The sequence below is a fragment of the Kribbella sp. NPDC005582 genome (genome assembly GCF_040605415.1).
GTDB lineage: Bacteria > Actinomycetota > Actinomycetes > Propionibacteriales > Kribbellaceae > Kribbella.
The window spans coordinates 42,781-63,291 of record NZ_JBEXCU010000008.1; the positions used below are offsets into that span (position 1 = coordinate 42,781).

Consider the following 20,511-nt stretch of genomic DNA (forward strand, 5'->3'; position numbering starts at 1 on the left):
GACGCGAGGCTAAGCTCGGCGAGCCAATTTGGCGAGCTCTCCCAGGTCGACACCGATCAGTTGGTCGATCTCGGCCTCGTCGATCGCGCCGCAATCGAGACCGCGCAGGACGAACGCAGCCAGAGCAGTGGCCGTCGCCGGCTCGTCGAGATAGCCCGACTCCCCGTGCCCGAGGTACGCGCGCAATCTGGCCGCAGCCTGGTCGAATCCCTCGCGATAGAACAGGTACGTCGCCAGGAACCGCGTCGGCAGTTGAGCGGGATGCATGTCCCAGCCCTGATAGATGCCGCGGGCAAGCGAACGCCGTACCAGCCGGAAGTGCAACTGCCACGCCGCCTGCACCCCGTCGCCGACCGGAAGCACATTGGTCGAGCCGTCCGACACGAAGACGCCGGTACCGGCCGTGGCCAGCTGCATCACGTCCTTGGCGTGGTCGGCGACGGGATGCTCCATGCTCTGGTACGCCGCCGCGACGCCGAGCGAAGCGCTGTAGTCGTAGGTGCCGTAGTGCAATCCGGTGACGCGAGAACCGCCGGCCTTGAGCATTCGCGCGATCAACGCGGTCCCGTCCGCGCCGAGGATCGCCTGCGGCGTCTCAACCTGGATCTCGAACTTCAACTCCGGCAGGCGATAGGTCTCTTCCAGCGTCTCCAGCACATACCTGAACGCTTCGACCTGCTCGACCGACGTCACCTTCGGCAGGGTCACGACGAAGCCCTCGCCGACACCGCCCTCGCGGACGAAGAGATCCAGCGTCCGGATCGCCCGCCGCCGGGTCGGCGCCTCCAGCGACTTCACCCGCAGCCCGTAGTACGGCGTCTGCCTCGCAACCCGCGCCGCCGCGACTGCCGCCGCATCCTCCTCCGCGTCCGGCCGATCGCCGTACCCGTCCTCGAAGTCGATCCGGAGGTCCTCGATCGGCTCGCGCTCGAGCTTGGCCGACATCCGGTCGTAGACGTCAGCAGGCACCCCCAGTACGGCGGCCAGGTCGTGGCCGGCGAGCGCCGTACGGGCCTGTGCACCCCAGTCGGCGACCGTGCGATCGTCGTACCGGTCGGCCGGGATGTAGACGGTGTGGACCGGCTGCCGCACGCCGCGATCGCCGGGATAGTCGGCCGCGAGGGCCGCATCAGCCGCCTCCAGCCGCCGATCCAGTTCGGCACCAAGCTCTTCCAGCCTCATCGGCTCGCCTCCTTCGTTTTCCGTATTGCGGAGACTAATATCTACTCTGCGGATACGAAAGGGTGACCGATGACTGAGACCAGCAAGCCCCGCAGTGGCAGTGTGCAGTCGATCGAGCGTGCGTTCGGCCTGCTCGAGACGATGGCCGACGCCGGCGGGATGATGGGCCTGTCCCAGCTGGCCACGGCCTCCGGCCTCCCGCTGCCGACGATCCACCGCCTGGTTCGCACCCTGGTCGACCTCGGTTACGTCCGTCAAGAGCCGTCCCGGCAGTACGTGCTGGGTCCCAAGCTGATCCGGCTCGGCGAGAGCTCGTCGACCATGCTGAGCGTCTTCGCCCGGCCGCATTTGGCGCGGCTGGTCGACGAGCTCGGCGAGTCCGCCAACATGGCGATGCTCGACGGGGACCAGATTGTGTATCTGGCACAGGTTCCGTCACGGCACTCGATGCGAATGTTCACCGAGGTCGGCCGGCGCGTTCTGCCGCACTGCACCGCGGTCGGCAAGGCGATCCTCGCGCAGTACCCCGAGACGGCGGTCCGCGAGCTGCTTGGTCGGACCGGCATGCCGCAGCACACCGAGAACACGATCAGTACGCCGGACGCGTTCGCAACCCAGCTGCACGAGGCCGCCCGATCCGGTTTCGCCACCGACGAAGGTGAGCAGGAGCTAGGTGTCCGCTGCGTGGCCGTCGCGGTCCCGGATGCTCCGACGCCGCTCGCCATCTCAGTCTCCGGCCCGGCACCGCGGATGACCGAGGCGCTCGTCGACCGAGCCGTTCCCCTGCTGACGCAGGCCGCCAAGGCCCTGTCCGACGACCTCCGCTGATCGTTCTCGTTGCGCGGCAGGACGCTAGAAATCCGATCTCGTTGCCAAATGCGCAAGATGCCGTGCGTTGGACGCAGGTCCGGCATACCGTGGCGGTATGGCGCACTCACACGAGCACGGTCGGGATCAAGCACACGGGCACGGACATGGGCACGGCGGGGGCGGTCAGGCGGAGATTCTTGACCTTGATGCGGAGGTTCTTGCCGAGCACACGGCCTCGATCATCGAGTGGTTGCCGCTGACAACGAGCCCGCGGCAGATCGTTGATCTCGGCTGCGGAACCGGCACGGGCACCTTCGCGCTCCTCGCCCGCTTCCCCGACGCTCACGTCACCGCCGTCGACTCCTCGTCCGAGCATCTGCAACGGCTCCGCCAGAAGGCCGTCGACTCCGGGCTGACCGAGCGCATCCACGTCGTCGAAGCCGACCTCGACGCGAACTGGCCGGACCTCGGCAAGCCCGACCTCGTCTGGGCCTCTGCATCCCTGCACCACATGGCCGATCCCGTTCGCACCCTCCAGCAGGTGTACGACGTCCTCGCGCCCGGCGGGCTGTTCGCCGTTGTGGAGCTTGCCGGCTTCCCACGGTTCCTGCCGGACGACGATCTCGAGAGGCGCCTGCACGAGGCGAGCGACCGCCGTACCGCCGAGCACATGCCGCACCGAGGCGCCGACTGGGGCGCGCTGCTCACAGCTGCCGGATTCCAGCTCGAAGGCGAGCGAACCCTCGACGTCGACATCAAACCGACCAACTCAGAACTCGTCGGCCGCTACGCCCTCACCGGCCTCCGCCGCCTACGCGACTCCGTCACCGACGACCTCCCGGCCGAGGACCTCGCAGCCCTGGACCAACTGCTCGACCCATCCAGCCCGCTCAGCATCCTGCGCCGCGACGACCTCGCTGTACGCACCGAGCGCACAATCTGGGCCGCCCTCCGCAGCTAGGGCGGCGGCGGGAGGATTTCGAGACGACGCTGGACGAGGTCCAGGGTTTCGTACTCGTTGTGCTTGAGTGCGAGCAGCAGGTCGTCCAACTCCTGCCAGTACTGCGCCTTCTCCGGCCAGGCCAGCGGGAGGGACGCGATCCGGGCGCGGGCGCAGCGGACCTCGAGGCGGAAGCGAAGGACCGCGGGTTCACCCTCGTACGCCGGCGGCGTGGCCAGGCGACCGGCCTTGGCGAGCTCAGCCAGGAGGTCGGCGTGGGCCTTGGTGGCCGCGTGCTTGTCATGTGCGCGCTGCTGGCTGAGGTAGGTGGCGACTTGCTGGAACGCCAGCGCAACCAGCGCGGTCACCCCGGCCATGATCGCCTCCGCAACCGCGGGCTCGCCGACCACGACCGCACCGACGGGTGCCGCCGCGGCGGCGAGGCCGATCACTTGGGCGATCCGGAGGACGAAACCCATCAGCCGGTCGAGGAGGCCGTGATCGCGAGTGACGGAAGCTCTCTGGAGCTGCTGACGCAGTGCGCGGATCTCGCGGAGCATCAGGTCGCGATCGGTGCGGACGAAGCCGCCCTTTCGGACCAGGCGGTCGAAGAGATCGTCCATGACCGGAGTCGGCAGACCGAGGATCTCCGCGACCTCGTCGAAGGGCAGCGCCCTGAGCTCGGAGACGGTGACGAGTTCCGGGATCGCCTGCTGGAAACTCTGGCGCGAGCGGCGGGTTCCGACCTTGCGCACGTAATTGGCAGTCGTGACGAGCATGGCGTCGAGGTCGGCGACGACATCGCGAAGCGCGGCGGCCGCGGCGGCGGGCTGGTTGGCTTGCAGCGCGGCGATGCGGCGCTGGTCGTCGCCGACCAGGCGGTTCAGGCTGGGTGGGCCGGTGGGGGCTTTCGGTTGGCTGTACGCCGACACGTTCGTCGGAGGCTGTTCCCGCCGGGAACCAGCCGGGCGGCCCCTCGCCTTACGCCCCTTCTTGGACTTTGACGACTTTGACGACTTCGACGACTTCGGCGCTGCGGACTGTGCCGCCCGCCGCGCCTGCCCCTCGGCTGCGCGCTCGGCGGCTGCCGCTGCCCGCTTCGCCGCGGCAACCTTCGCCTCCGCCTGCCTCACGATCTCCTGCCGGGCGGCCTGCTGCCGCGCAGACTCGCCTGGGCCGTGCGGGCCACTCTCGGGACCCCGCGACGAGAAGCTCACAAGCACCGACGGTATCCGCGGGCAGGTTCTCCGGCGAGGCGGAGCATGTCACGCCGTAAATGGATTGCCGACCAGCCGACCCACTGGGATCGTCGCTCGAGAGGGGGACCTGATGACTGAAGTCCGTACGACGGTCGGTGTCCTGCGCGGGGTGAGGGAGGCGGGCTGCACGGTCTTCCGTGGCATTCCGTACGCCGAACCTCCGGTCGGCGAGCGGCGGTTCGCCGAACCGCGCCCGGTGCGCCCGTGGGACGGCGTACGGCCGGCGATCGCGTTCGGCCCACCGCCACCGCAGTCCGGCCTACTGGGCGGATCAACAACCGACGCCGGTGACGACTGGCTGACGCTCAACGTCTGGACGCCGGACGCGACTGGGCTGCCGGTGATGGTGTGGATTCCGGGCGGTGGGTACCTGGCCGGCGACGCGAGCCTGCCGGAGTTCGACGGGGCGCGGCTGGCGGCGAGTGGGGTCGTGGTCGTGACGGTCAACTACCGGCTTGGTGTTGAGGGGTTCGCACAGCTCGACGGCGTGCCGGCGAATCGGGGATTGCTCGATCAGGTTGCGGCGCTGCAGTGGGTGCGGAAGAACATCGGGGCCTTCGGTGGCGATCCGGACCGTGTGACGGTCTTTGGACAGTCGGCGGGTGGCGGGTCGGTTGCTGCGCTGCTGGCCATGCCTCGCGCGGTCGGGCTGTTCCGGCGGGCGATCGTGCAGAGCATGCCGGGGACCTTCTTTGCTCCTGAGCTGGCCGCTGAGATCACCGCGGCCTGCGCCGCCGAGCTGGGAATCGCGCCACAGGACCTCAGAACGGTCGAACCAGCTCTCCTGACGTTGGCCGGTGACGCCGTCGCGGGCCAGATGAAGGAGCGTTGGGGCCCGATCTCGCACCGGCCGATCCCGTTCGCGCCGGTGGTCGACGGCGACATTCTGCCGACAACTCCCTGGCAGGCGCTGGCCAATGGCGCTGCCCGCGGGATCGACCTGCTGGTCGGGCACACCCGCGACGAACATCGGTTGTTCAGCCTGATCGACGGCGTACTCGGCCAGGTCACCCCCGAGCAGACCGCGACCGCTCTGCAGATGCTTGCCCCGAGCAAGCGCTACCGCGAAGCGTTCCCGCAGGCGACCGACGAGGAGCTGTACGAAATCGTCAACGGGGACTGGCTGTTCCGGATGCCGAGCCTGCACCTTGCCGAGGCACAAATCACCGGCGGCGGCCGCGCCCATCTCTACGAACTGACCTGGGCCGGGCCTCTCGGCGCTTGCCACGGCTTGGACCTCCCGCTCGTCTTCGGCAACCTCGCCAACAGCCAGCCCGCCACACTGCTCGGCGATCCCCAAGAAGCAGCGGCGCTGTCGACTCAGATGCGCAAAGCATGGGTCGACTTCGCCACCCACGGCGACCCCGGCTGGCCGCCGTACGACGCTCAGCGGCTCACTCAGGTCTTCAACTTCCCGTCCACAGTCGACGTCTACCCGGAAGAGGCCTCCCGGCTGCTCTGGCAGAACCACACGTTCGACGCCCTGCAGTTTCGGTGAGGTGTGACGCGATGGGTGTCTCGATGCGTTGGTAGGGATGTGACGGGGATGAGCTCCACCGAGGCCGACTTCGAGGCGTTCGCGCGGGCGAACACGCAGCAGTTGTACCGGACCGCGTGGTTGCTGACAGCGGACTCCTTCCACGCGGACGATCTCGTGCAGGAGACGCTCGGGAAGCTCTTCGGCGTCTGGGGACGCGTACGGCGGATGGAGAAGCCGGCCGCTTATGCGCAAACGGTGCTGACCCGGACGTTCATCTCGCAACGACGCAGGCGGAGCTGGCACGAGCAGCCGACGGACGTCGTACCGGAGCAGTCGTTATCGGATGACGATCACGAGTTGCGGCTCTTGTTGTCGCAGGCGCTGGCCGGATTGCCGGCGCTGGATCGGGCGGTGCTGGTGCTGCGGTTCTTCGAAGATCGCAGTGTCGAACAGGTGGCCCGCGATCTCGGCAAGAGCGCCGGGGCGATCAAGAACCGCACGGCTCGGGCGCTGGTCCGGGTGCGGGCGGTCCTCGGCGACGACAGCTTCATCGCACAGTGACGAATCAGGAGAACGACCCCGTGGACACATCCGACGACCGGCTGCCGCACCTGATGCGGCGAGCCACCGAGACGCTCGAACCGCGCTACCCCGATCTGGTCGAGCGCGGGATGCGGCGCGGCGTCGTACTGCGGCGGCGCCGGCGGGTGCTGGGAAGCGTGGCGGCCGCGGCGGCGGTGGCGATGACCGTCGCCGGTGTGACCGCCTTGCAGGGGACCGTCGGCTCGCGGGCCGTGCCGCCGCCGGTTGCCGGCTTCAGCACACCCACACCGACCCCAAAGCCTCGGCCCCAAAAGCCGAGTCCCGCTACGCCGGCCGGGACGTTGAGGATGCTCAAGGCGCAACTGCCGACCGGGGTGAAGCCGGCCGGCGGCGAGAAGTTGTGGGGCGACGACTTCATCGCGGCCGGACTCTTCGTCGACGACGGCCGCGGAAAGTCGTGGCTCGAAGTCAGTGTCCAGACGGTGAAGTACGACCCCAACTGCGCGGACCAGCCGTCCACCCAGCACTGCCGCAAGCGCCGTGACGGATCGTTCCTGCGGTCCTACCAGGCCAAGGACGACGGCGGCGTGCTGATCAACTCCGTCATCGTCGAGTACCCCGATCGGCGCGGGATCTACCTGGGCAGCACGAACGCCCTGAGCGCCGACCACGGCGTGACGGCCGTCCGGGCGGAACCGCCTTTGACCATCGACCAGCTGGTGACCATGGCCGACAGCCAGTCCTGGAACTTCCCGGCCGCCAACTACGGAAAGAACCTGAACCGATGATTCTTCGCAAGACCGTCCTGATTGCCGCACTGACCGGCGTACTGATGGCGCCGTCGCTGACCGCCCAGGCCGCGCTGTCCTGGACCGTGACGCCCACCAAGACCACGCCGTCGACATTGGATGACATCGACTCGAAGGGCGGCGAGACCTGGGCTGTGGGTAGCGATCTGATCGATTCGTTCAGCGACTCGCGTCCGCTGGCCTTCCGGTGGAGCGGCACGCGCTGGGTCGAGACGCCGCAGCCGGTGCGGACGAACGCGACGCTCAACAGTGTCGCTGTTGCCAATGGCAACGAGGTGTGGGCGGTCGGCGAGGATCGCGCGCAGAACAAGCCGCTGGCGATGCGCTGGACCGGTACGGCGTGGAAGGTCGTCCCAGGACCGGCGGTGCCGACCGGGTCCTTCAGCGACGTGACGATCGCACCGGACGGAACACCGTGGGTCTCGGGTTGGGCTGACGTCGCTGGGTCGGAGCACGCCGTTGTCTATCGGTACGCCAAAGGTGCGTGGCAGCCGCTGACCGCCGGTCTGGAGCAGTCGATCAACGGCAATACGCTGACCGTGCTCTCCGCGACTGACGCCTGGGTGGGGTTGAACGGCGGGATGGCGCACTTCGACGGGAAGACCTGGACGCTGGCGACCGACGTACCGGCTGATGGATCGCAGATCCCCACGAACCTGGTCGCGGCCGGGCCGAAGGACATCTGGGCGTCCGGAGTCGCGCACACGTCGAAGGGTGAGCGGCCGTTGGTGCTGCACTACGACGGCAAGGCGTGGAAGCAGGTGGCGACGCCGCAGATCTTCTCGCAGCTCTACGACATCGCGCTCTTCAACAAGAAGCCTGTTGCAGTCGGCGAGAAGTTTACGACCTCGGGCGACCTCATCACCGAGCACCCGTTCGTCCTGACGCTGCAGAACGGCAAGTTCGTCGAAACCACCAGCCCGGCCGCGAAAATCGGCACCCTGAGCGGCGTCGAAGCAGTGGGCACCCGCCTCTGGACCGTCGGCTTCCACCGCCAGGCCACCAGCGACTCCACCGCCCTGGCCGCCCACACGAAGTAGCGGCACACTGCGTTCAGTCGACCCGCGACTTCGCGGGGCGGCTGGCGTAGGCGCCGGTGGTCAGGGCGGCGAGGGCCAGTACGGCGGCGCTGAGGGCCAGGGAGTTCTTGAGGCCGATGGCGGCGCCGGTGAGGCCGACCGTGAGGCCGCTGCCGATGCGGAGACCGCCCGACGAGGTGTTGTAGAGGCCGATGATGCGGCCTCGGTCGGCGGGTGGGGCTTCGAGCTGGACGACGGTTTGCGAGATCGACATCGAGACGAAGTTGGCGACGCCGCTGACGGCCAGCACGATCAGGGCGAGCACGTAGTTGCTGGTGATGGCGAAGACGACGATGCAGAAGCCGTAGAGCACGGTGCCGACGACGGCGGTTCGGACGGTGGGGCGTAGCCAGCCGGTGGCTTCGATGACGAAGCCGCCGGCCACGCCGCCGAAGCCGCTGGCGAACAGGAGAGCGCCGTACGTGAGACCGGCGGAGCCGGCGCCGAGGTTCTCGGCGAACTCCGGCATCGCGGTCTGGATCGAGGCGCCGACGAAGAAGGATCCGAGGCCGGCCAGGACGATCATGCCGCCGACCGTCGGTCCGAGCGGTACGGCGCGAGCCGCACGCAGGGCCGCGATCGGGCCGAGCCGCGGCCGGGCGGCAACGGCTTCCCGGAGATGACCGGTGAACCGCGTGCGGAACAAGAAGATTGTCAACGGCAAATAAATCGCGATGTTGGCGAAGATGCCGCCGGTCGGACCCAGCAGAAGCAACAGCAGCGACCCGACCACCGGACCACACAGAACGCCCAGACTCCGGAACGTCGCATTGAGACGAACGGCGCTCGGCAGATCATCACGGCCGACGAAGTCGTGCAACATCATCTGCTCGGCCGGGCCCCACAACGCACCGGCGCAGCCGTGCAGCACCAGCAGCACGCACGCATGCCAGATCTGCAGCGAATCGGTCAGGAACAGCAGTCCCCAGCACAGCGAGACAAACATGAACAAGCCCTGCGCCGACTGGATGATCCGCCGGCAGTCGTACCGATCCGCCAGCGACCCGGACAGCACCGAGAACAGCAGGAACGGCAACCAGTGACTGATCACCTGGAACCCTGCCAGCGCCGGTGAATGGAACTCGCGCCACAACACCCAGTACGTGATGACGTGTTCGACGTTGTCGCCCATCATCGCCAGCCCGGTGCCGAACAGGTACGGCCGCGCGTCGCGGTTCCGCAGCCCGGCGAAACGTGGCGCCCGGGTCGCCGCGGGCCGATGGTCGTTCGAGCCACAGGCCCGGCACATGGCAGATCCTCCCCACTCGGCGAGGCACCGCGCCTCGCCGTACCGACGATAACAGATATCGAGACATGATGTCTCGATATAGCTAGCGCAGTCGCCCAGCGGCCACGGCCAGATCTGCGACGTCCGCGGTGGCGGCGAAGCTGAGGCGAAGCCACGCGGCCGGCTTTTCGGTGGCGAAGAAGCGGCCGCCTGGACTGACGATGACGCCCGCCTGCCGGGCTTCGGCCGCGGCGGCCGCGTCATCGGCGCCAGCCGGAAGGCGCACCCACAGATGCAGACCACCGGCCGGCACCTGCTCCACCTCCCAACCGGCAGGGAGCGCATTCACCAGCGCACCACACCGCTCGCGTAGTGCGACCGCGAGACCGCGCAGATGCCTGTCCCAGCTCGGCGAACTGAGCAATTCCAACGCCGCTTCCTGCAGCGGCCGCGCGACGAAGAAGTCGTCGACCTGCCGAATCGCTCGCAGCCTCTCGAGCACCGGCCCACGCGCGATCAACGCACCGATCCGCAGGCTCGGCGCGGCAGGCTTGGTCAGCGAAGTGAGATAGACGACCGTCCCGTCCCGATCCGCGCTCAGCAACGGCCTCGGCACCACCCCGCCGTGATGCAGGAAGCGCGCGAAGTCGTCCTCGATCACAAACGCCCCGGCCGCCCTGGCGACCGCGAGCACTTGCTGCCGCCGCTCGTCGCTCAGCACGGTCCCGGTCGGATTCTGGTACGTCGGTTGGCAGTAGAACACCCGTGATCCCGACCGAGCGAACGCCTCCGCGAGCAGGTCGGGCCGAACGCCGTACTCGTCGATCGGCACGGGCACCGGACTCAACCCAGCCGCCCGCGCAGCCGCCAACGCACCCGGATAACTCGGCGACTCGACCAGCACCGGACTCCCCGGCGCAGCAATCGCGCGGAAGGCGATCGACAGTCCGCTCTGCCCGCCCGCGGTGATCAGTACGTCGTCCGCCCGGACATCAGCGTCGGCCAACGTGGCGAAGACCGTCCGGAGCGAACTCAGACCGACCGCAGGTGCACGATCCCACGCATCAGGTCGCCGAGCAGCGCGGGCCAGCGCAGCGGTCAGTGCCCGCGTCGGTTGCAAGCTGCGATGGAGATACCCACCGTCCAACCGGATCGCCCCATCCGGCGCAGCGGAGTCGGCTAACGACTGCGCGTCGACACTGCGGTCCGCCAGCGCGACCGTCTGCCAGCCCGTGTCGATCACTGCATCAGTACGGCGCGCCCGCGGCGCGACGTACGTGCCGCTGCCGGGCCTCGTGACGACGACCCCCTCCGCCGTGAGCTGCGCGATCGCGCGGGAGACCGTCCCTGGTCCGACGCGATGCCGGTCGATCAGCTCGCGACTGCTCGGCAACCGGTCCCCCGGCGACAGTTCGCGGACGAGACCGCGGAGCACGGTCAGCAGCCCCTCGGAAGTGCTACTGTCGTTCATGAGGAACCATAGTAGCGCTTCTGCATCCTGGGAAGAATCGCTTCCCGCCCTCCGGGCCGACACCCCAGGCTGCGAACACGTCGTCCACTTCAACAACGCCGGCTGCGGACTGCTCGCGACCCAGGTGCTGACGCCGATGATCGAGCACCTGCAGCTTGAGGCCACCATCGGTGGATACGAGGCGGCGGCCGCCCGCGCCGACCAGGTCCGCGGCTTCTACACCGAGCTCGCCGCGCTGATCGGCTGCCGCCCTGAGAACCTTGCCTTCGCCGGCAGTGCGACCCATGCCTACGCGACCGCACTCTCGTCGATCGCCTTCGAGGCCGGTGATGTCATCCTGACCACGCGGAACGACTTCATCTCCAACCAGATCGCGTTCCTGTCGCTGCGCAAGCGATTCGGCGTCGAGATCGTGCATGCGCCCGACCTGCCGACGGGCGGCGTCGACGTCGCGGCGATGGCGGTGCTGATGAAGGAACACCGGCCCCGACTGGTCGCGGCCACTCACATCCCGACCAACTCCGGGCTGGTCCAGCCGGTCGCCGAGATCGGCCGCCACTGCCGCGATCTGGGTCTGCTGTACCTGGTCGACGCCTGCCAGTCGATCGGCCAGTACCCGCTCGACGTGACGGAGATCGGTTGCGACTTCCTGACCGCGACCTGCCGCAAATTCCTGCGCGGCCCACGTGGCTCCGGATTCCTGTACGTCTCCGACCGAGTCCTTGCTGCAGGCAACGAGCCGCTGTTCATCGACATGCACGGCGCCAACTGGACCGCACCGGGCGCTTACACGCCGAGCCGGACGGCGTCCCGGTTCGAGGAGTGGGAGTTCCCGTACGCGACGGTCATCGGCTGCGCGGCCGCCGTACGGTATGCCCGTGAGGTCGGCATCGAGGCGATCTCACAGCGGACTCCCGCGTTGGCCGCCCGGCTGCGGGACGGCCTCGACCAGCTCCCGGGCATCCGGGCACTCGACCGCGGCGCGCAGTTGGGTGCACTCGTCACGATCGCGGTCGACGACTGGCAGCCGGAGGCGTTCAAGTCGGCATTGGATGCCCGCAGCATCAATTCGGCGTTGAGCTTCCGGCGGTTCGCCCAGTTCGACTTCGGCGACAAGAACGTCAACTGGTGCTTGCGATTGTCACCGCACTACTACAACACCGATGACGAAGTGGATCACGTCATCGCGACCATCGCCGAACTGCGCGCCGCCGGCTGATCTATTCGGCGGTGAAGACGACGTCGTGCAGTCCGGAGGAGCCGTTCGGGCGCGGCGCTGCTTGGTCCGCGGTCTGCACTTCACCGGCGCCGTTGGTGGCCCGGACAGTGAGGCGATGCATGCCCGGGGTTGCGTCCCAGCGGAAGGTCCATTGGCGCCAGGTGTCGATGCTGTCCTCGGCGGCGAGTTTGGCCGGCTGCCACTCGCCGTCGTCGACGCGAACCTCGACCTTCTGGATACCGCGCCCCTGCGCCCACGCGACCCCGGCCGCGACCGCAGGCCCGGCTTTGATCGTGGCCAGTCCCCTCGGTACGTCGATCCGCGAGGAAGTCTTGATCGGCGCTTCCACCGACCAGCCGCGGGCGGTCCAGTAGGCGCTGAAGGCCTGGAATCGCGTCACCTCGAAGTCGACGATCCACTTGGTCGCCGAGACATACCCGTACAGTCCCGGCACGACCATGCGCACCGGGAAGCCGTGCTCGAACGGCAACGGTTCGCCGTTCATCGCCACGGCGAGGATGGCGTCGCGGCCGTCGGTCAGCGCGGCCAACGGCGTACCGATCGTGAGGCCGTCCACGCTGGTCGACTTCACCGCGTCCGCTCCGGCACGGACACCGGCCTCGGCCAACAGGTCCGCGACCGGTACGCCGATCCAGCGGGCATTGCCGACGTACGGGCCGCCGACCTCGTTGGACACGCAGGTCAAGGTGATGTCGCGCTCGATCAGGCGGCGATCCACCAGGTCAGCAAGGGAAAGGCGCAGCTCCTTGTCGACCATGCCGTGGATCCGCAGCTCCCACTCGTCGGGATTGATCCGCGGGACTTCGAGCAGGGTGTCGACGCGGTAGAACTTCGGATTCGGCGTCACAAAGCTGGACACACCAGGTACGTCGACCTGCGCCCCAACCGGTACGGCGGGAGCCGGCTCGGCCGGTCGCGGTACCCGGAACTTGTCCCGCAACGCCTCGCCGGCACGGACCGGCAACACCTTCGTCGCTGTCCATCCGGCCGCACCGGCCACGGCCAGCGCCGACACGGTCACCAGGAAGCGACGCCGATCGAACCCAGCCGGCTGTTCCTTCTCAGGTGCAGGTTGTTGCTTGACAGGCTGGAAGATCCGAGCGACCAAGAACATCCCGACAACAGCAACCACCAGCGTCACCACAGACGGCAGCACACGGTCCACGACCCCGGACGCCGCCGACCGGGCGAAGATCGCGAACGCCAACCCCACCACGCCCAGCCCTGTCGCGATCCCCACCGCGATCCGGCCTCGACCCCGACTGGCGATCAGCCCCGCGAGGCCGGCAACCACGACCAGCACCGCGCAGATCCCCACCCGCAGCAGCGGCCGATCCGCCGTACCGAGCTCGCGAACTGCCCAGTCCTTCACGGGCCCGGGCGATAGGTCGATCACCTGCACGCCGACCGCATCCACCGGCCACGGGCCACCCGTCACGGCCGCTACCAGATACCCGATCGCCAGCGCCGCGGCCGCCGCCACAACCCCGCCGACCACGCCCGCGAACCGCCGTACTGCTCTCGTCGCCATGAGGGTGCTTCGGAGCCGGGGCCTGCACGGATAGGCGGACCGCCCCCACTCACCAACCTCGCGCAGCCGATGCGGTTCACGCTCGGCACCCGCCGTCCGACGCGCTCACAGCAGGGTTAGTGAGTGGCTCAGGTCCGCCCAGCCGGGACAAGATCCGTGATCGGGGCGGCATGCGCCTCGGCGTAGCCGGCTGCGGCCAGGCGATCCAGTGCCGCCTGGAGCACCGCGGTGTCCTCCAGGGTCCGGACCTCCGTGATCTTGCCCCAGCGCATCCGGATGAACTGGTTGACCACGTTGTGGTACCGCGTGCCGTCGACCAGACCGACATCGACCGTGACCGCGGTGGCCACGCGGGTGTTCCAGGGCCAGCCGGCGACGAGGATCTCGTCGACGGTGAAGCGAGTCTCGGGAAGCAGCCGGAAGGCTCGTTCCCACCACCGGCGCAACGCCTCGTGGGTGTGACGCTCACCCGACAGCGCGTGATCGCCGTAGAAGCGATAGGTGAAGGTCGGGGCCATGCCCTGGACCATCGCCTCCCAGTTGCCGGCGGTGATCTCGGCGAACGCCTTGCGGACCTGAGCTGCTACGAACCGGTGGTACATCGATCGCTCCCTCGAGTCGGTGTCCCACCAACCTAGGGACAGTGCGTTCAATAACGCAACTGACTAGGATGCAGCTCATGCGCAACACGTCGTTCGCCGAGTTCCACTGCTCCCTCGCACAGTCGCTGGAGGTGATGGGTGACTGGTGGTCGCCGCTGATCCTGCGCGATCTCTACCTGGGGCTGGACCGGTTCGAGCAACTCGTCACCGATCTGGGCATCTCGCGGAACCTGCTCACCAGCCGGCTGCAGACGATGGTCGACGGCGGGTTGATCACGCGAACGCCGTACCAGGAGAATCCGGTGCGGCACCGCTACGGGCTGACCGAGGCAGGCCGTGAACTGCTGCCGATCCTGATGGCGCTGACCGCCTGGGGCGACCGGTGGGTGACTCCGGCCGGCGGCCCGCCCATCCAGTTCACGCACTCGACGTGCGGCCACCGCACGACGCCGACTGTCGCCTGCTCCGAATGCGGTGAGCCGCTCGACACCGAACACGTCACCGCCACGCCCGGGCCCGGCGGTCGCACCGCTCCGGGGACCGCGCTGATCGCCACGGTGCTGTCCTAGGTCGCGTACGCCGTTGTCGCGAGTTCGACGAAGGTGGGGATCAGCGGGTTCGGGTCGGTGGCGGACCAGGCGGCGACGACCTTGCTGGGCGGAAGGTCGATGACCGGTACGACGACGAGCTCGTCGGAGAGGTGGTGGCCGAGCGGGGCGAGGCCGATGGTGCCGTTCCAGAGGACGGCTTGGATGCATTCCTGGACGGCTCGGACGATCGGTCCCTCGCGGGATTCGCCGCCGTTCCAGAAGGACTGCCAGCGCTCGTCGGTGCCAGGTGGGAACTGGAACCACGCGCGGTCGGACAGGTCGGCGAGCGACAGGTGGTCCTTCGTCGCCAACGGGTCGTCAGCGCGGAGTACGGCGCCGAGCGAGTCGGCGCGGAGTTCGTGCAAGTGCAGGCCGGTCGGGTCGAAGGGAGCACGGGTGATGGCGATGTCGACCAGGCCTGATCGGAGACCGCAGGTGGGATCGGTGAGGTCGGCCTCGCGGATGGTGATGGCGACACTGGGGTGCAGCCGGCGGTAGCTGTCGGCGAGCCGGGCGATGCCCGGATCGGTGCTGTCGGCAAGGATTCCGACGGTGAGACTCGCGGACGCGATGATGCGGGCTCGGACCTGTTCGGACTGCTCGAGGAGGTTGCGGGCCTCGGTGAGCAGCGTGACGCCGGCCGGGGTGAGCGAGACTCCGGCGGCGGAGCGGTTCAGGAGCGTCGTACCGAGGTCGGCCTCGAGTTGGCGAATCGCTCGACTCAGCGGCGGCTGGCTGATGTGCAGCCGGATCGCGGCGCGCCCGAAGTGAAGCTCTTCCGCGACCGCAACGAAGTAGCGCAGCAGTCGCAGGTCCATGACCTGGGATGATACCCAGCGGGTATCGGCGATGCGGAAGAAGTCTTGGACGGTCTCCGGCTGCTCGCTCGACGATCGTGACATGGCTGACTACCCCTTCCCCGACCCGATCGTCGACACCACCGCCGTCCAGGAGGTCGCGCGGGACCTCGTCGTGATCGCCAACCAGGACGTCGAGCTCGTCCCGAACGTCGGCATCATCGGCGGCACGCAAGCGGTGCTCGTGGTCGACACCGGGCTCGGCCCACGCAACGCTTCGAAGGTGCTGGAGTTCGCGACCGAGTACGCCGCGGGTCGCCGGTTGTACCTGACGACGACGCACTTCCACCCCGAGCACGCTTTCGGCGCACAAGCCTTCGTGGGTGAGGCGACGTACATGGTGAACTCGGCCCAGGCCGCCGACCTCGCCGAGAAGGGAGCTGGCTACCTCGGGATGTTCCGCCAGCTCGGTACGCCGGTCGCGCGGGAACTGGACGGCGTGGAGCTACCGACGCCTGATGTCGTGTACGACGACAGCTACTCGCTCGACCTTGGTGGACGCGTGGTCGAGCTGCGGCCGACCGGGCGGGCGCACAGTCGCGGGGACCAGGTCGTCACCGTTCCGGATGCTTCGGCCATGTTCACCGGGGATCTTGTGGAGGCTGGGCAGTTCGCGATCTTCCCGTGGTTCCCGCCACACGACACCGATGTTTCCGGGGTGCGCTGGATCAAGGTCATGGAGCAGTTGGTGGCCGCCAGCCCGGCGATCGTCGTACCGGGTCATGGTGGGGTTGGAGACGCGCGACTGCTGGCTGAGGTCCGCGACTACCTGACCGAACTCCGCGACGAGACCTGGGTACGGCGGGACTCGGCACTGCCGGTGGAGACCATCGCCGAGGAGGTTCGGGCGCTGATGGTCGAGCGGCATCCGGACTGGCGGCTGCCGGAGTGGATCGACCGCGGAGTCGGCTGCCTCTGCTCGGAGTATCGCCCGGGGACGAAGGACCGGACGTAGTTGTAAGACCGGCCGGGGCGGGGCGGGGCCCCGGCCGGTCTGGTGTGGGGCGGCTAGTAGCCGGTGGTGGGGATCCACCAACTGGGAGGCGGGTTGATCGGGGTGGACCAGGTGGAGGGGCGGTAGGTGGCGGGGGTTTGGGTGAGGTTTTCGGTGAGTTGTTCGCGGAGGCGGTTGGTGGCGAAGGCGCCGACGACGTTCATCTGGGCGTCTCGGTAGTGGCGTTCGACTTCGTGGCCTTGGGTGACGCCCAGGGCGCCGTGGATCTGGACGGCGCGCTGGGTGATCTCGACGGCGAGTTCGGTGGCGTAGACCTTGAGCATGCCGATCAGCTCTTTGGCGGAGTGGCCGGCGACGCGTTCGGTGGCGGCTCGGATGGCGAGGACGCGGGCGGCGTCGAGTTGGGCGCGGGAGTCGGCGAGCTGGGCTTGGACGCCTTCCATGTGGGCTAGCGGGCGGCCGAAGGAGACGCGTTGTTTGGCGTGCCGGACAGAGGCGGCCAACGCGGACTCGGCGGTGGCGATGGCGGCGATGGAGACCAGGAGCCAGCCCCAGGTCATGCCTTCGGCCAACTCCGTGAACGGGACCGGGATGACGTTGTCCGGCTCGACGTGGGCGTCGGTGTAGACGATGCCGCCCCAGGGCATGCCGCGCAGACCCATGTGCGGGATGTCGTAGCGACGGACGCCGGGCTGGTCGAGTTCGACGAAAGCCAGGCACCACTCAGGACCGTCGTCGCCGTCCACGCGTTCGCGGCGGGCGAGTGTGACGGCGATGTCGGCGCGAGGAGCGTTGGTGATCCGGGACTTCTCGCCGCTGATCACATAACCATCGCCAGTACGACGTACCAGGGTCTGATAGGTGGACGCGTCGCTCCCAGCCGCGGTCTCGACGATCGCGAAGGCGGCTAGGCGCTCGCCGGTCACCAGCGAACGAACCAGGTCGTGGTGCTTCTCATTGCCGTAGGTGCGCAGCAGATTGCCGCACAACAGCGCCGAGACAGTGGCAGTCCAATACGTGCCGGAGCAGGCCCGGGCCAGCGCTTCCATGGCGGCGACCTGCTCGGCCGCGGTACCTCCGGTACCGCCCAGGTGCGGCGGATGGAAGACGCCGAAGTAGCCGCCGGCAACGAGTTCCTGCCAGTTCTCGGTCGGGATGGTTCCGGTGGCGTCGACCTGAGCGGCCCGGCCGGCGATCCCGTCGTACGTGGTGGTCATGAGCGGTCCTCGAGAATCGACGCGGCGATCACCGGGCGCAGCACCTCGGAGCCGCCACCGGACGAGACAAAGAAGCGAGCATCGCGATACGCACGCTCGACCAGGTCATCACTCAAGGGGCCCGCGAGCTCAGCGGCAGCCTCAGTGACAGCCCGTACGGCGCCCACCGCGAACAGGCGAGCGGACGCGGCATCCTGATAGACGGTCGGCGTGGACTCGTCGAGCTCGGCGGCGACCTGGGTGAGTAGCCCCGCAACGAGCTCGTTCTGAATATTCAGGTCCGCGAGCGTGAAGCGAGCGGACTGGGAGTCGAGCAGCTTCGCGCCGTTGAGCTCCCGCGTGCGGGCAGCAGCGAGCGAGCCGGTCGCCAGGGCGCGCAGGATGCCGAGCCACGCGGCGCTGACAAAGATCCAGTCGAGCGTGGCGAGGAGTGGCTCAACCTCCGTGGCAGCACTGCCGACCGAACCGAGGACTGCCTCGGCAGGCACAACGCAATCGTCGAGGACGAGTCGGCCCCACGGACAGGTGCGGAGCGCCACCGGCGCGGTGTCCGAAACCTCCAGTCCGGGTGTGTCCGCATCGATCAGGAATGCGGTCCGCGAGCCGGTGCTGTGCTCGGCGATCACCAGGAAGTGATGTGCTTTGGGGCCCAGGGCAACCAAGTCGAGCGTCCCGGAGAGGACCCAGTCCGGACCGGCGGCCCGAGCCGTCACAGTCACCGGACCACCAGTGGTCTGCAACAGCGACAAGCCACCCAGCCACTCACCAGCGGCGATCGGCGGCAGATACCGCTCCCGCTGAGCGTCCGTACCGAAGGTCCGCAGCGGCACCGTCACCAGCACCGCATGCGTCGCCACAGCCAGCGCGAGCCCAGGATCCTGCGAGCCCTCCCCCAGCGCCGTCAGCAACGCACCCGTCTGTACGGCGGTCAGCCCGCCACCGAAGGTGCCCGGAACCGTCAGCGCCTTGAACAGCGTCTCGTCCCACTCGCGGTGCCGATCACGACTGGCGACGGTCGGCCGAGCGAGATGTCCGGCCAGCTGCCGGACCTGCTCGATCACCGCGCCCGCATCGTCGGCGCCGGAACCGGGGAATGTCGGAAACATGCGTAATCCCTTTCCCTCATCTGGAACTCGGGATGGTTTCGAACGAACTTAATCGCGATTTCCAGCAAGCTCCGGATTCATCACAGAAAACCACCGCTCAGCAGATTTCGACACGCATCCTCGCGCTGGCTCACAAGGCTCCACAATCCTTGACACAGACCTCCTTGCCCCGCCTCGGCCCGCCCGACCAAGGTGGTGAACAGCTCACGAAGCCCACCACCAGCCACAGGGAGCACACAAGCAATGGACGAAGCGGTAAGCACCGACGGGCAGGAAATCCGGCCCCGATTGTCCGACGCCACCTTGCGGGACTCGGCGCACATGGCCGGCGTCGAGTTCGGCCCGCAGGACGCGGCGGTGATCGCCGATCTGCTGGTGAAGACCGGGATCGAGCTCGTCGAGGTCGGGATGATCTCGGGCCCGAACAGCAAGGACGCAAACCTGATCGAGGCCACCCACGAGGCGATCGGCCCGGAGCGCAGCATGTCGCTCGTCGTGGTCCGGGACCGCCAGCAGGTCGCGACCGCGCTGGACGAGGCCCAGCGGCTCGGCGTCCACCACATCATGTACTCGATTCCGACCTCGGAGCAGCACGCCAAGCTCAAGCTCGGATCGGCGAGCCCGCGCTTCCTCGAGGCGCTGGCCAAGTCCGCGATCACGCAGGCCAAGGACCGTGGTTTCCACGTCACCTTCAGCGGCGAGGACGGCGCCCGGACGCCGAAGGAGCGGCTGGTTCCCTATGTGACAGCAGGTTTCGGCGTCGGCGCCGACCGCTTCCGGGTGGCCGAGACCGTCGCCTATCTGACGCCGTGGCAGATGCAGGACCAGATCGCGAGCCTCACCGAGATCGACGGTTCCGAGATCGAGATCCACTCGCACAACATGCTCGGGATGGCCGTGGCGAACTCGCTCGCCGCGATCCGCGCCGGCGCCAAGTGGATCTCCGCGACGGTCGGCGGCATCGGCGAGCGGGGCGGCAACGCACCCCTGGCCGAGCTGCTGATGGCGCTGCGGATCGTGCACGGCGACCACCGCTTCGACCTGTCACACCTGACCGAGCTGTCCCGGGTCGCGCTGCGCGGCGCCGGCCTCGGTACGGCGTTCCAGTCCGGCCCGACGTCGCCGAACGCGTTCGCGTACGAATTGCCGGGCCAGCTCACCAACCCGGAGGCCTACGAAACCCTTCCGGCGGAACTGGTCGGAAATTCTCGTGAACTTCTGGTGCGCACTCGGTTAACTCCGGCCCTGGTCAAATGGGCCCTCAACGATTCCGGCATTCCGGTCGATGTCGACGAATTCACCCCGTGGCTGATCAGCCGCCAGGAAGAGACCGGCCGGAACCTGCTCGACCGGGACGGCATCCGCAAGGCCGCCGTCGATTTCCAGTACGCCTGAAATCTCCCTACTCGTCAATTGGAGTTCACTGATGTCCACCGCCACCCTTTCCGGCGTCTGCCCCGAGTGTGAGACCGACCTGACCGTTCCCGCCCTCGTGACCGGAGAGACCTTCTCCTGCCCCGAGTGCATGCTGACCCTGCGCGTCGAGGGCATCGAGGACGGCCAGCTGAGCCTCTCGATGGTCGAGGTGCAGTTGCGCGACTGGGGACAGTGA

Annotated in this window: 20 protein-coding genes; 11 read left to right on the forward strand and 9 right to left on the reverse strand. The window is 68.3% G+C overall.

Annotated features, from left to right (window positions below):
- Positions 1-9: 9 nt before the first annotated feature.
- Entirely contained in the window at positions 10-1,182 is a 1,173-nt protein-coding gene (locus tag ABZS29_RS34195) for an aldolase/citrate lyase family protein (protein ID WP_355468425.1), read from the reverse strand.
- A 69-nt stretch (positions 1,183-1,251) separates the two neighbouring features.
- On the opposite strand from ABZS29_RS34195, the gene ABZS29_RS34200 reads away from it, so the two are divergent.
- On the forward strand, positions 1,252-2,010 hold the full coding sequence (locus ABZS29_RS34200; RefSeq protein WP_355468427.1) for an IclR family transcriptional regulator: 759 nt from the start codon (positions 1,252-1,254) through the stop codon (positions 2,008-2,010).
- 97 nt (positions 2,011-2,107) lie between these two features.
- Positions 2,108-2,953 (forward strand): methyltransferase domain-containing protein, encoded by an 846-nt coding sequence (locus ABZS29_RS34205; RefSeq protein WP_355468428.1) that lies wholly within the window; start codon positions 2,108-2,110, stop codon positions 2,951-2,953.
- On the opposite strand, the gene ABZS29_RS34210 is transcribed toward ABZS29_RS34205, so the two are convergent.
- Complete coding sequence (locus tag ABZS29_RS34210; RefSeq protein ID WP_355468430.1) at positions 2,950-4,149, reverse strand: hypothetical protein; 1,200 nt, start codon at positions 4,147-4,149, stop codon at positions 2,950-2,952. The genes ABZS29_RS34205 and ABZS29_RS34210 overlap by 4 nt on opposite strands.
- A 112-nt stretch (positions 4,150-4,261) precedes the next feature.
- Between ABZS29_RS34210 and ABZS29_RS34215 the strand changes: the two genes are divergently transcribed.
- Genes ABZS29_RS34215 through ABZS29_RS34230 form a run of 4 tightly spaced genes read left to right on the forward strand, consistent with a single transcriptional unit; the run spans position 4,262 to position 8,063 of the window.
- Complete coding sequence (locus ABZS29_RS34215; protein WP_355468432.1) at positions 4,262-5,689, forward strand: carboxylesterase family protein; 1,428 nt, start codon at positions 4,262-4,264, stop codon at positions 5,687-5,689.
- Between the two features lie 48 nt (positions 5,690-5,737).
- Complete coding sequence (locus ABZS29_RS34220) at positions 5,738-6,232, forward strand: SigE family RNA polymerase sigma factor (protein ID WP_355468434.1); 495 nt, start codon at positions 5,738-5,740, stop codon at positions 6,230-6,232.
- A 20-nt stretch (positions 6,233-6,252) separates the two neighbouring features.
- Complete coding sequence (locus ABZS29_RS34225) at positions 6,253-7,002, forward strand: hypothetical protein (RefSeq protein WP_355468436.1); 750 nt, start codon at positions 6,253-6,255, stop codon at positions 7,000-7,002.
- Positions 6,999-8,063, forward strand: coding sequence for a hypothetical protein (locus ABZS29_RS34230; RefSeq protein ID WP_355468438.1), 1,065 nt, complete (start codon positions 6,999-7,001; stop codon positions 8,061-8,063). Before ABZS29_RS34225 ends, ABZS29_RS34230 begins: the two co-directional genes overlap by 4 nt.
- Before the next feature lie 13 nt (positions 8,064-8,076).
- Here ABZS29_RS34230 and ABZS29_RS34235 read toward each other — a convergent pair whose 3' ends face one another.
- Positions 8,077-9,351 (reverse strand): MFS transporter, encoded by a 1,275-nt coding sequence (locus ABZS29_RS34235; protein ID WP_355468440.1) that lies wholly within the window; start codon positions 9,349-9,351, stop codon positions 8,077-8,079.
- 82 nt (positions 9,352-9,433) lie between these two features.
- A complete protein-coding gene (locus tag ABZS29_RS34240) occupies positions 9,434-10,801 on the reverse strand; it encodes a PLP-dependent aminotransferase family protein (RefSeq protein WP_355468442.1) in 1,368 nt (455 codons plus the stop codon).
- On the opposite strand from ABZS29_RS34240, the gene ABZS29_RS34245 reads away from it, so the two are divergent.
- On the forward strand, positions 10,800-12,020 hold the full coding sequence (locus tag ABZS29_RS34245; protein WP_355468444.1) for an aminotransferase class V-fold PLP-dependent enzyme: 1,221 nt from the start codon (positions 10,800-10,802) through the stop codon (positions 12,018-12,020). The two genes, ABZS29_RS34240 and ABZS29_RS34245, sit on opposite strands and share 2 nt — an antisense overlap.
- A gap of 1 nt (position 12,021) precedes the next feature.
- Here the strand turns inward: ABZS29_RS34245 and ABZS29_RS34250 are convergent, their stop codons facing one another.
- Positions 12,022-13,572: a molybdopterin-dependent oxidoreductase gene (locus tag ABZS29_RS34250; RefSeq protein ID WP_355468446.1), complete on the reverse strand. Its 1,551-nt coding sequence runs from the start codon at positions 13,570-13,572 to the stop codon at positions 12,022-12,024.
- Between the two features lie 128 nt (positions 13,573-13,700).
- On the reverse strand, positions 13,701-14,174 hold the full coding sequence (locus ABZS29_RS34255) for a nuclear transport factor 2 family protein (RefSeq protein ID WP_355468447.1): 474 nt from the start codon (positions 14,172-14,174) through the stop codon (positions 13,701-13,703).
- Between the two features lie 77 nt (positions 14,175-14,251).
- On the opposite strand from ABZS29_RS34255, the gene ABZS29_RS34260 reads away from it, so the two are divergent.
- The gene (locus ABZS29_RS34260) at positions 14,252-14,743 is read left to right on the forward strand and encodes a helix-turn-helix domain-containing protein (protein ID WP_355468449.1); all 492 of its coding nucleotides are present in this window, start codon (positions 14,252-14,254) and stop codon (positions 14,741-14,743) included.
- On the opposite strand, the gene ABZS29_RS34265 is transcribed toward ABZS29_RS34260, so the two are convergent.
- A complete protein-coding gene (locus ABZS29_RS34265) occupies positions 14,740-15,666 on the reverse strand; it encodes a LysR substrate-binding domain-containing protein (RefSeq protein WP_355468451.1) in 927 nt (308 codons plus the stop codon). The two genes, ABZS29_RS34260 and ABZS29_RS34265, sit on opposite strands and share 4 nt — an antisense overlap.
- On the opposite strand from ABZS29_RS34265, the gene ABZS29_RS34270 reads away from it, so the two are divergent.
- Positions 15,665-16,576 carry an MBL fold metallo-hydrolase gene (locus tag ABZS29_RS34270; RefSeq protein WP_355468453.1) on the forward strand — a complete coding sequence of 304 codons (912 nt, stop codon included), beginning with the start codon at positions 15,665-15,667 and terminating at the stop codon, positions 16,574-16,576. The genes ABZS29_RS34265 and ABZS29_RS34270 overlap by 2 nt on opposite strands.
- Positions 16,577-16,629: 53 nt before the next feature.
- On the opposite strand, the gene ABZS29_RS34275 is transcribed toward ABZS29_RS34270, so the two are convergent.
- Positions 16,630-17,793, reverse strand: coding sequence for an acyl-CoA dehydrogenase family protein (locus tag ABZS29_RS34275; protein ID WP_355468455.1), 1,164 nt, complete (start codon positions 17,791-17,793; stop codon positions 16,630-16,632).
- On the reverse strand, positions 17,790-18,899 hold the full coding sequence (locus ABZS29_RS34280) for an acyl-CoA dehydrogenase family protein (protein ID WP_355468457.1): 1,110 nt from the start codon (positions 18,897-18,899) through the stop codon (positions 17,790-17,792). The genes ABZS29_RS34275 and ABZS29_RS34280 overlap by 4 nt, the downstream gene beginning before the upstream one ends.
- Before the next feature lie 243 nt (positions 18,900-19,142).
- On the opposite strand from ABZS29_RS34280, the gene ABZS29_RS34285 reads away from it, so the two are divergent.
- Positions 19,143-20,294: a hypothetical protein gene (locus tag ABZS29_RS34285; RefSeq protein ID WP_355468459.1), complete on the forward strand. Its 1,152-nt coding sequence runs from the start codon at positions 19,143-19,145 to the stop codon at positions 20,292-20,294.
- Positions 20,295-20,325: 31 nt separating this feature from the next.
- Positions 20,326-20,511 carry a hypothetical protein gene (locus ABZS29_RS34290; protein WP_355468461.1) on the forward strand — a complete coding sequence of 62 codons (186 nt, stop codon included), beginning with the start codon at positions 20,326-20,328 and terminating at the stop codon, positions 20,509-20,511.

Coding starts and splice junctions, on each gene's coding strand:
- ABZS29_RS34195 (WP_355468425.1), bottom strand. CDS start 1,182: ATGAGGCTGGAAGAGCTTGGTGCCGAACTGGATCGGCGGCTGGAGGCG.
- ABZS29_RS34200 (WP_355468427.1), top strand. CDS start 1,252: ATGACTGAGACCAGCAAGCCCCGCAGTGGCAGTGTGCAGTCGATCGAG.
- ABZS29_RS34205 (WP_355468428.1), top strand. CDS start 2,108: ATGGCGCACTCACACGAGCACGGTCGGGATCAAGCACACGGGCACGGA.
- ABZS29_RS34215 (WP_355468432.1), top strand. CDS start 4,262: ATGACTGAAGTCCGTACGACGGTCGGTGTCCTGCGCGGGGTGAGGGAG.
- ABZS29_RS34220 (WP_355468434.1), top strand. CDS start 5,738: ATGAGCTCCACCGAGGCCGACTTCGAGGCGTTCGCGCGGGCGAACACG.
- ABZS29_RS34230 (WP_355468438.1), top strand. CDS start 6,999: ATGATTCTTCGCAAGACCGTCCTGATTGCCGCACTGACCGGCGTACTG.
- ABZS29_RS34235 (WP_355468440.1), bottom strand. CDS start 9,351: ATGTGCCGGGCCTGTGGCTCGAACGACCATCGGCCCGCGGCGACCCGG.
- ABZS29_RS34245 (WP_355468444.1), top strand. CDS start 10,800: ATGAGGAACCATAGTAGCGCTTCTGCATCCTGGGAAGAATCGCTTCCC.
- ABZS29_RS34240 (WP_355468442.1), bottom strand. CDS start 10,801: ATGAACGACAGTAGCACTTCCGAGGGGCTGCTGACCGTGCTCCGCGGT.
- ABZS29_RS34250 (WP_355468446.1), bottom strand. CDS start 13,572: ATGGCGACGAGAGCAGTACGGCGGTTCGCGGGCGTGGTCGGCGGGGTT.
- ABZS29_RS34255 (WP_355468447.1), bottom strand. CDS start 14,174: ATGTACCACCGGTTCGTAGCAGCTCAGGTCCGCAAGGCGTTCGCCGAG.
- ABZS29_RS34260 (WP_355468449.1), top strand. CDS start 14,252: ATGCGCAACACGTCGTTCGCCGAGTTCCACTGCTCCCTCGCACAGTCG.
- ABZS29_RS34270 (WP_355468453.1), top strand. CDS start 15,665: ATGGCTGACTACCCCTTCCCCGACCCGATCGTCGACACCACCGCCGTC.
- ABZS29_RS34265 (WP_355468451.1), bottom strand. CDS start 15,666: ATGTCACGATCGTCGAGCGAGCAGCCGGAGACCGTCCAAGACTTCTTC.
- ABZS29_RS34275 (WP_355468455.1), bottom strand. CDS start 17,793: ATGACCACCACGTACGACGGGATCGCCGGCCGGGCCGCTCAGGTCGAC.
- ABZS29_RS34280 (WP_355468457.1), bottom strand. CDS start 18,899: ATGTTTCCGACATTCCCCGGTTCCGGCGCCGACGATGCGGGCGCGGTG.
- ABZS29_RS34285 (WP_355468459.1), top strand. CDS start 19,143: ATGGACGAAGCGGTAAGCACCGACGGGCAGGAAATCCGGCCCCGATTG.
- ABZS29_RS34290 (WP_355468461.1), top strand. CDS start 20,326: ATGTCCACCGCCACCCTTTCCGGCGTCTGCCCCGAGTGTGAGACCGAC.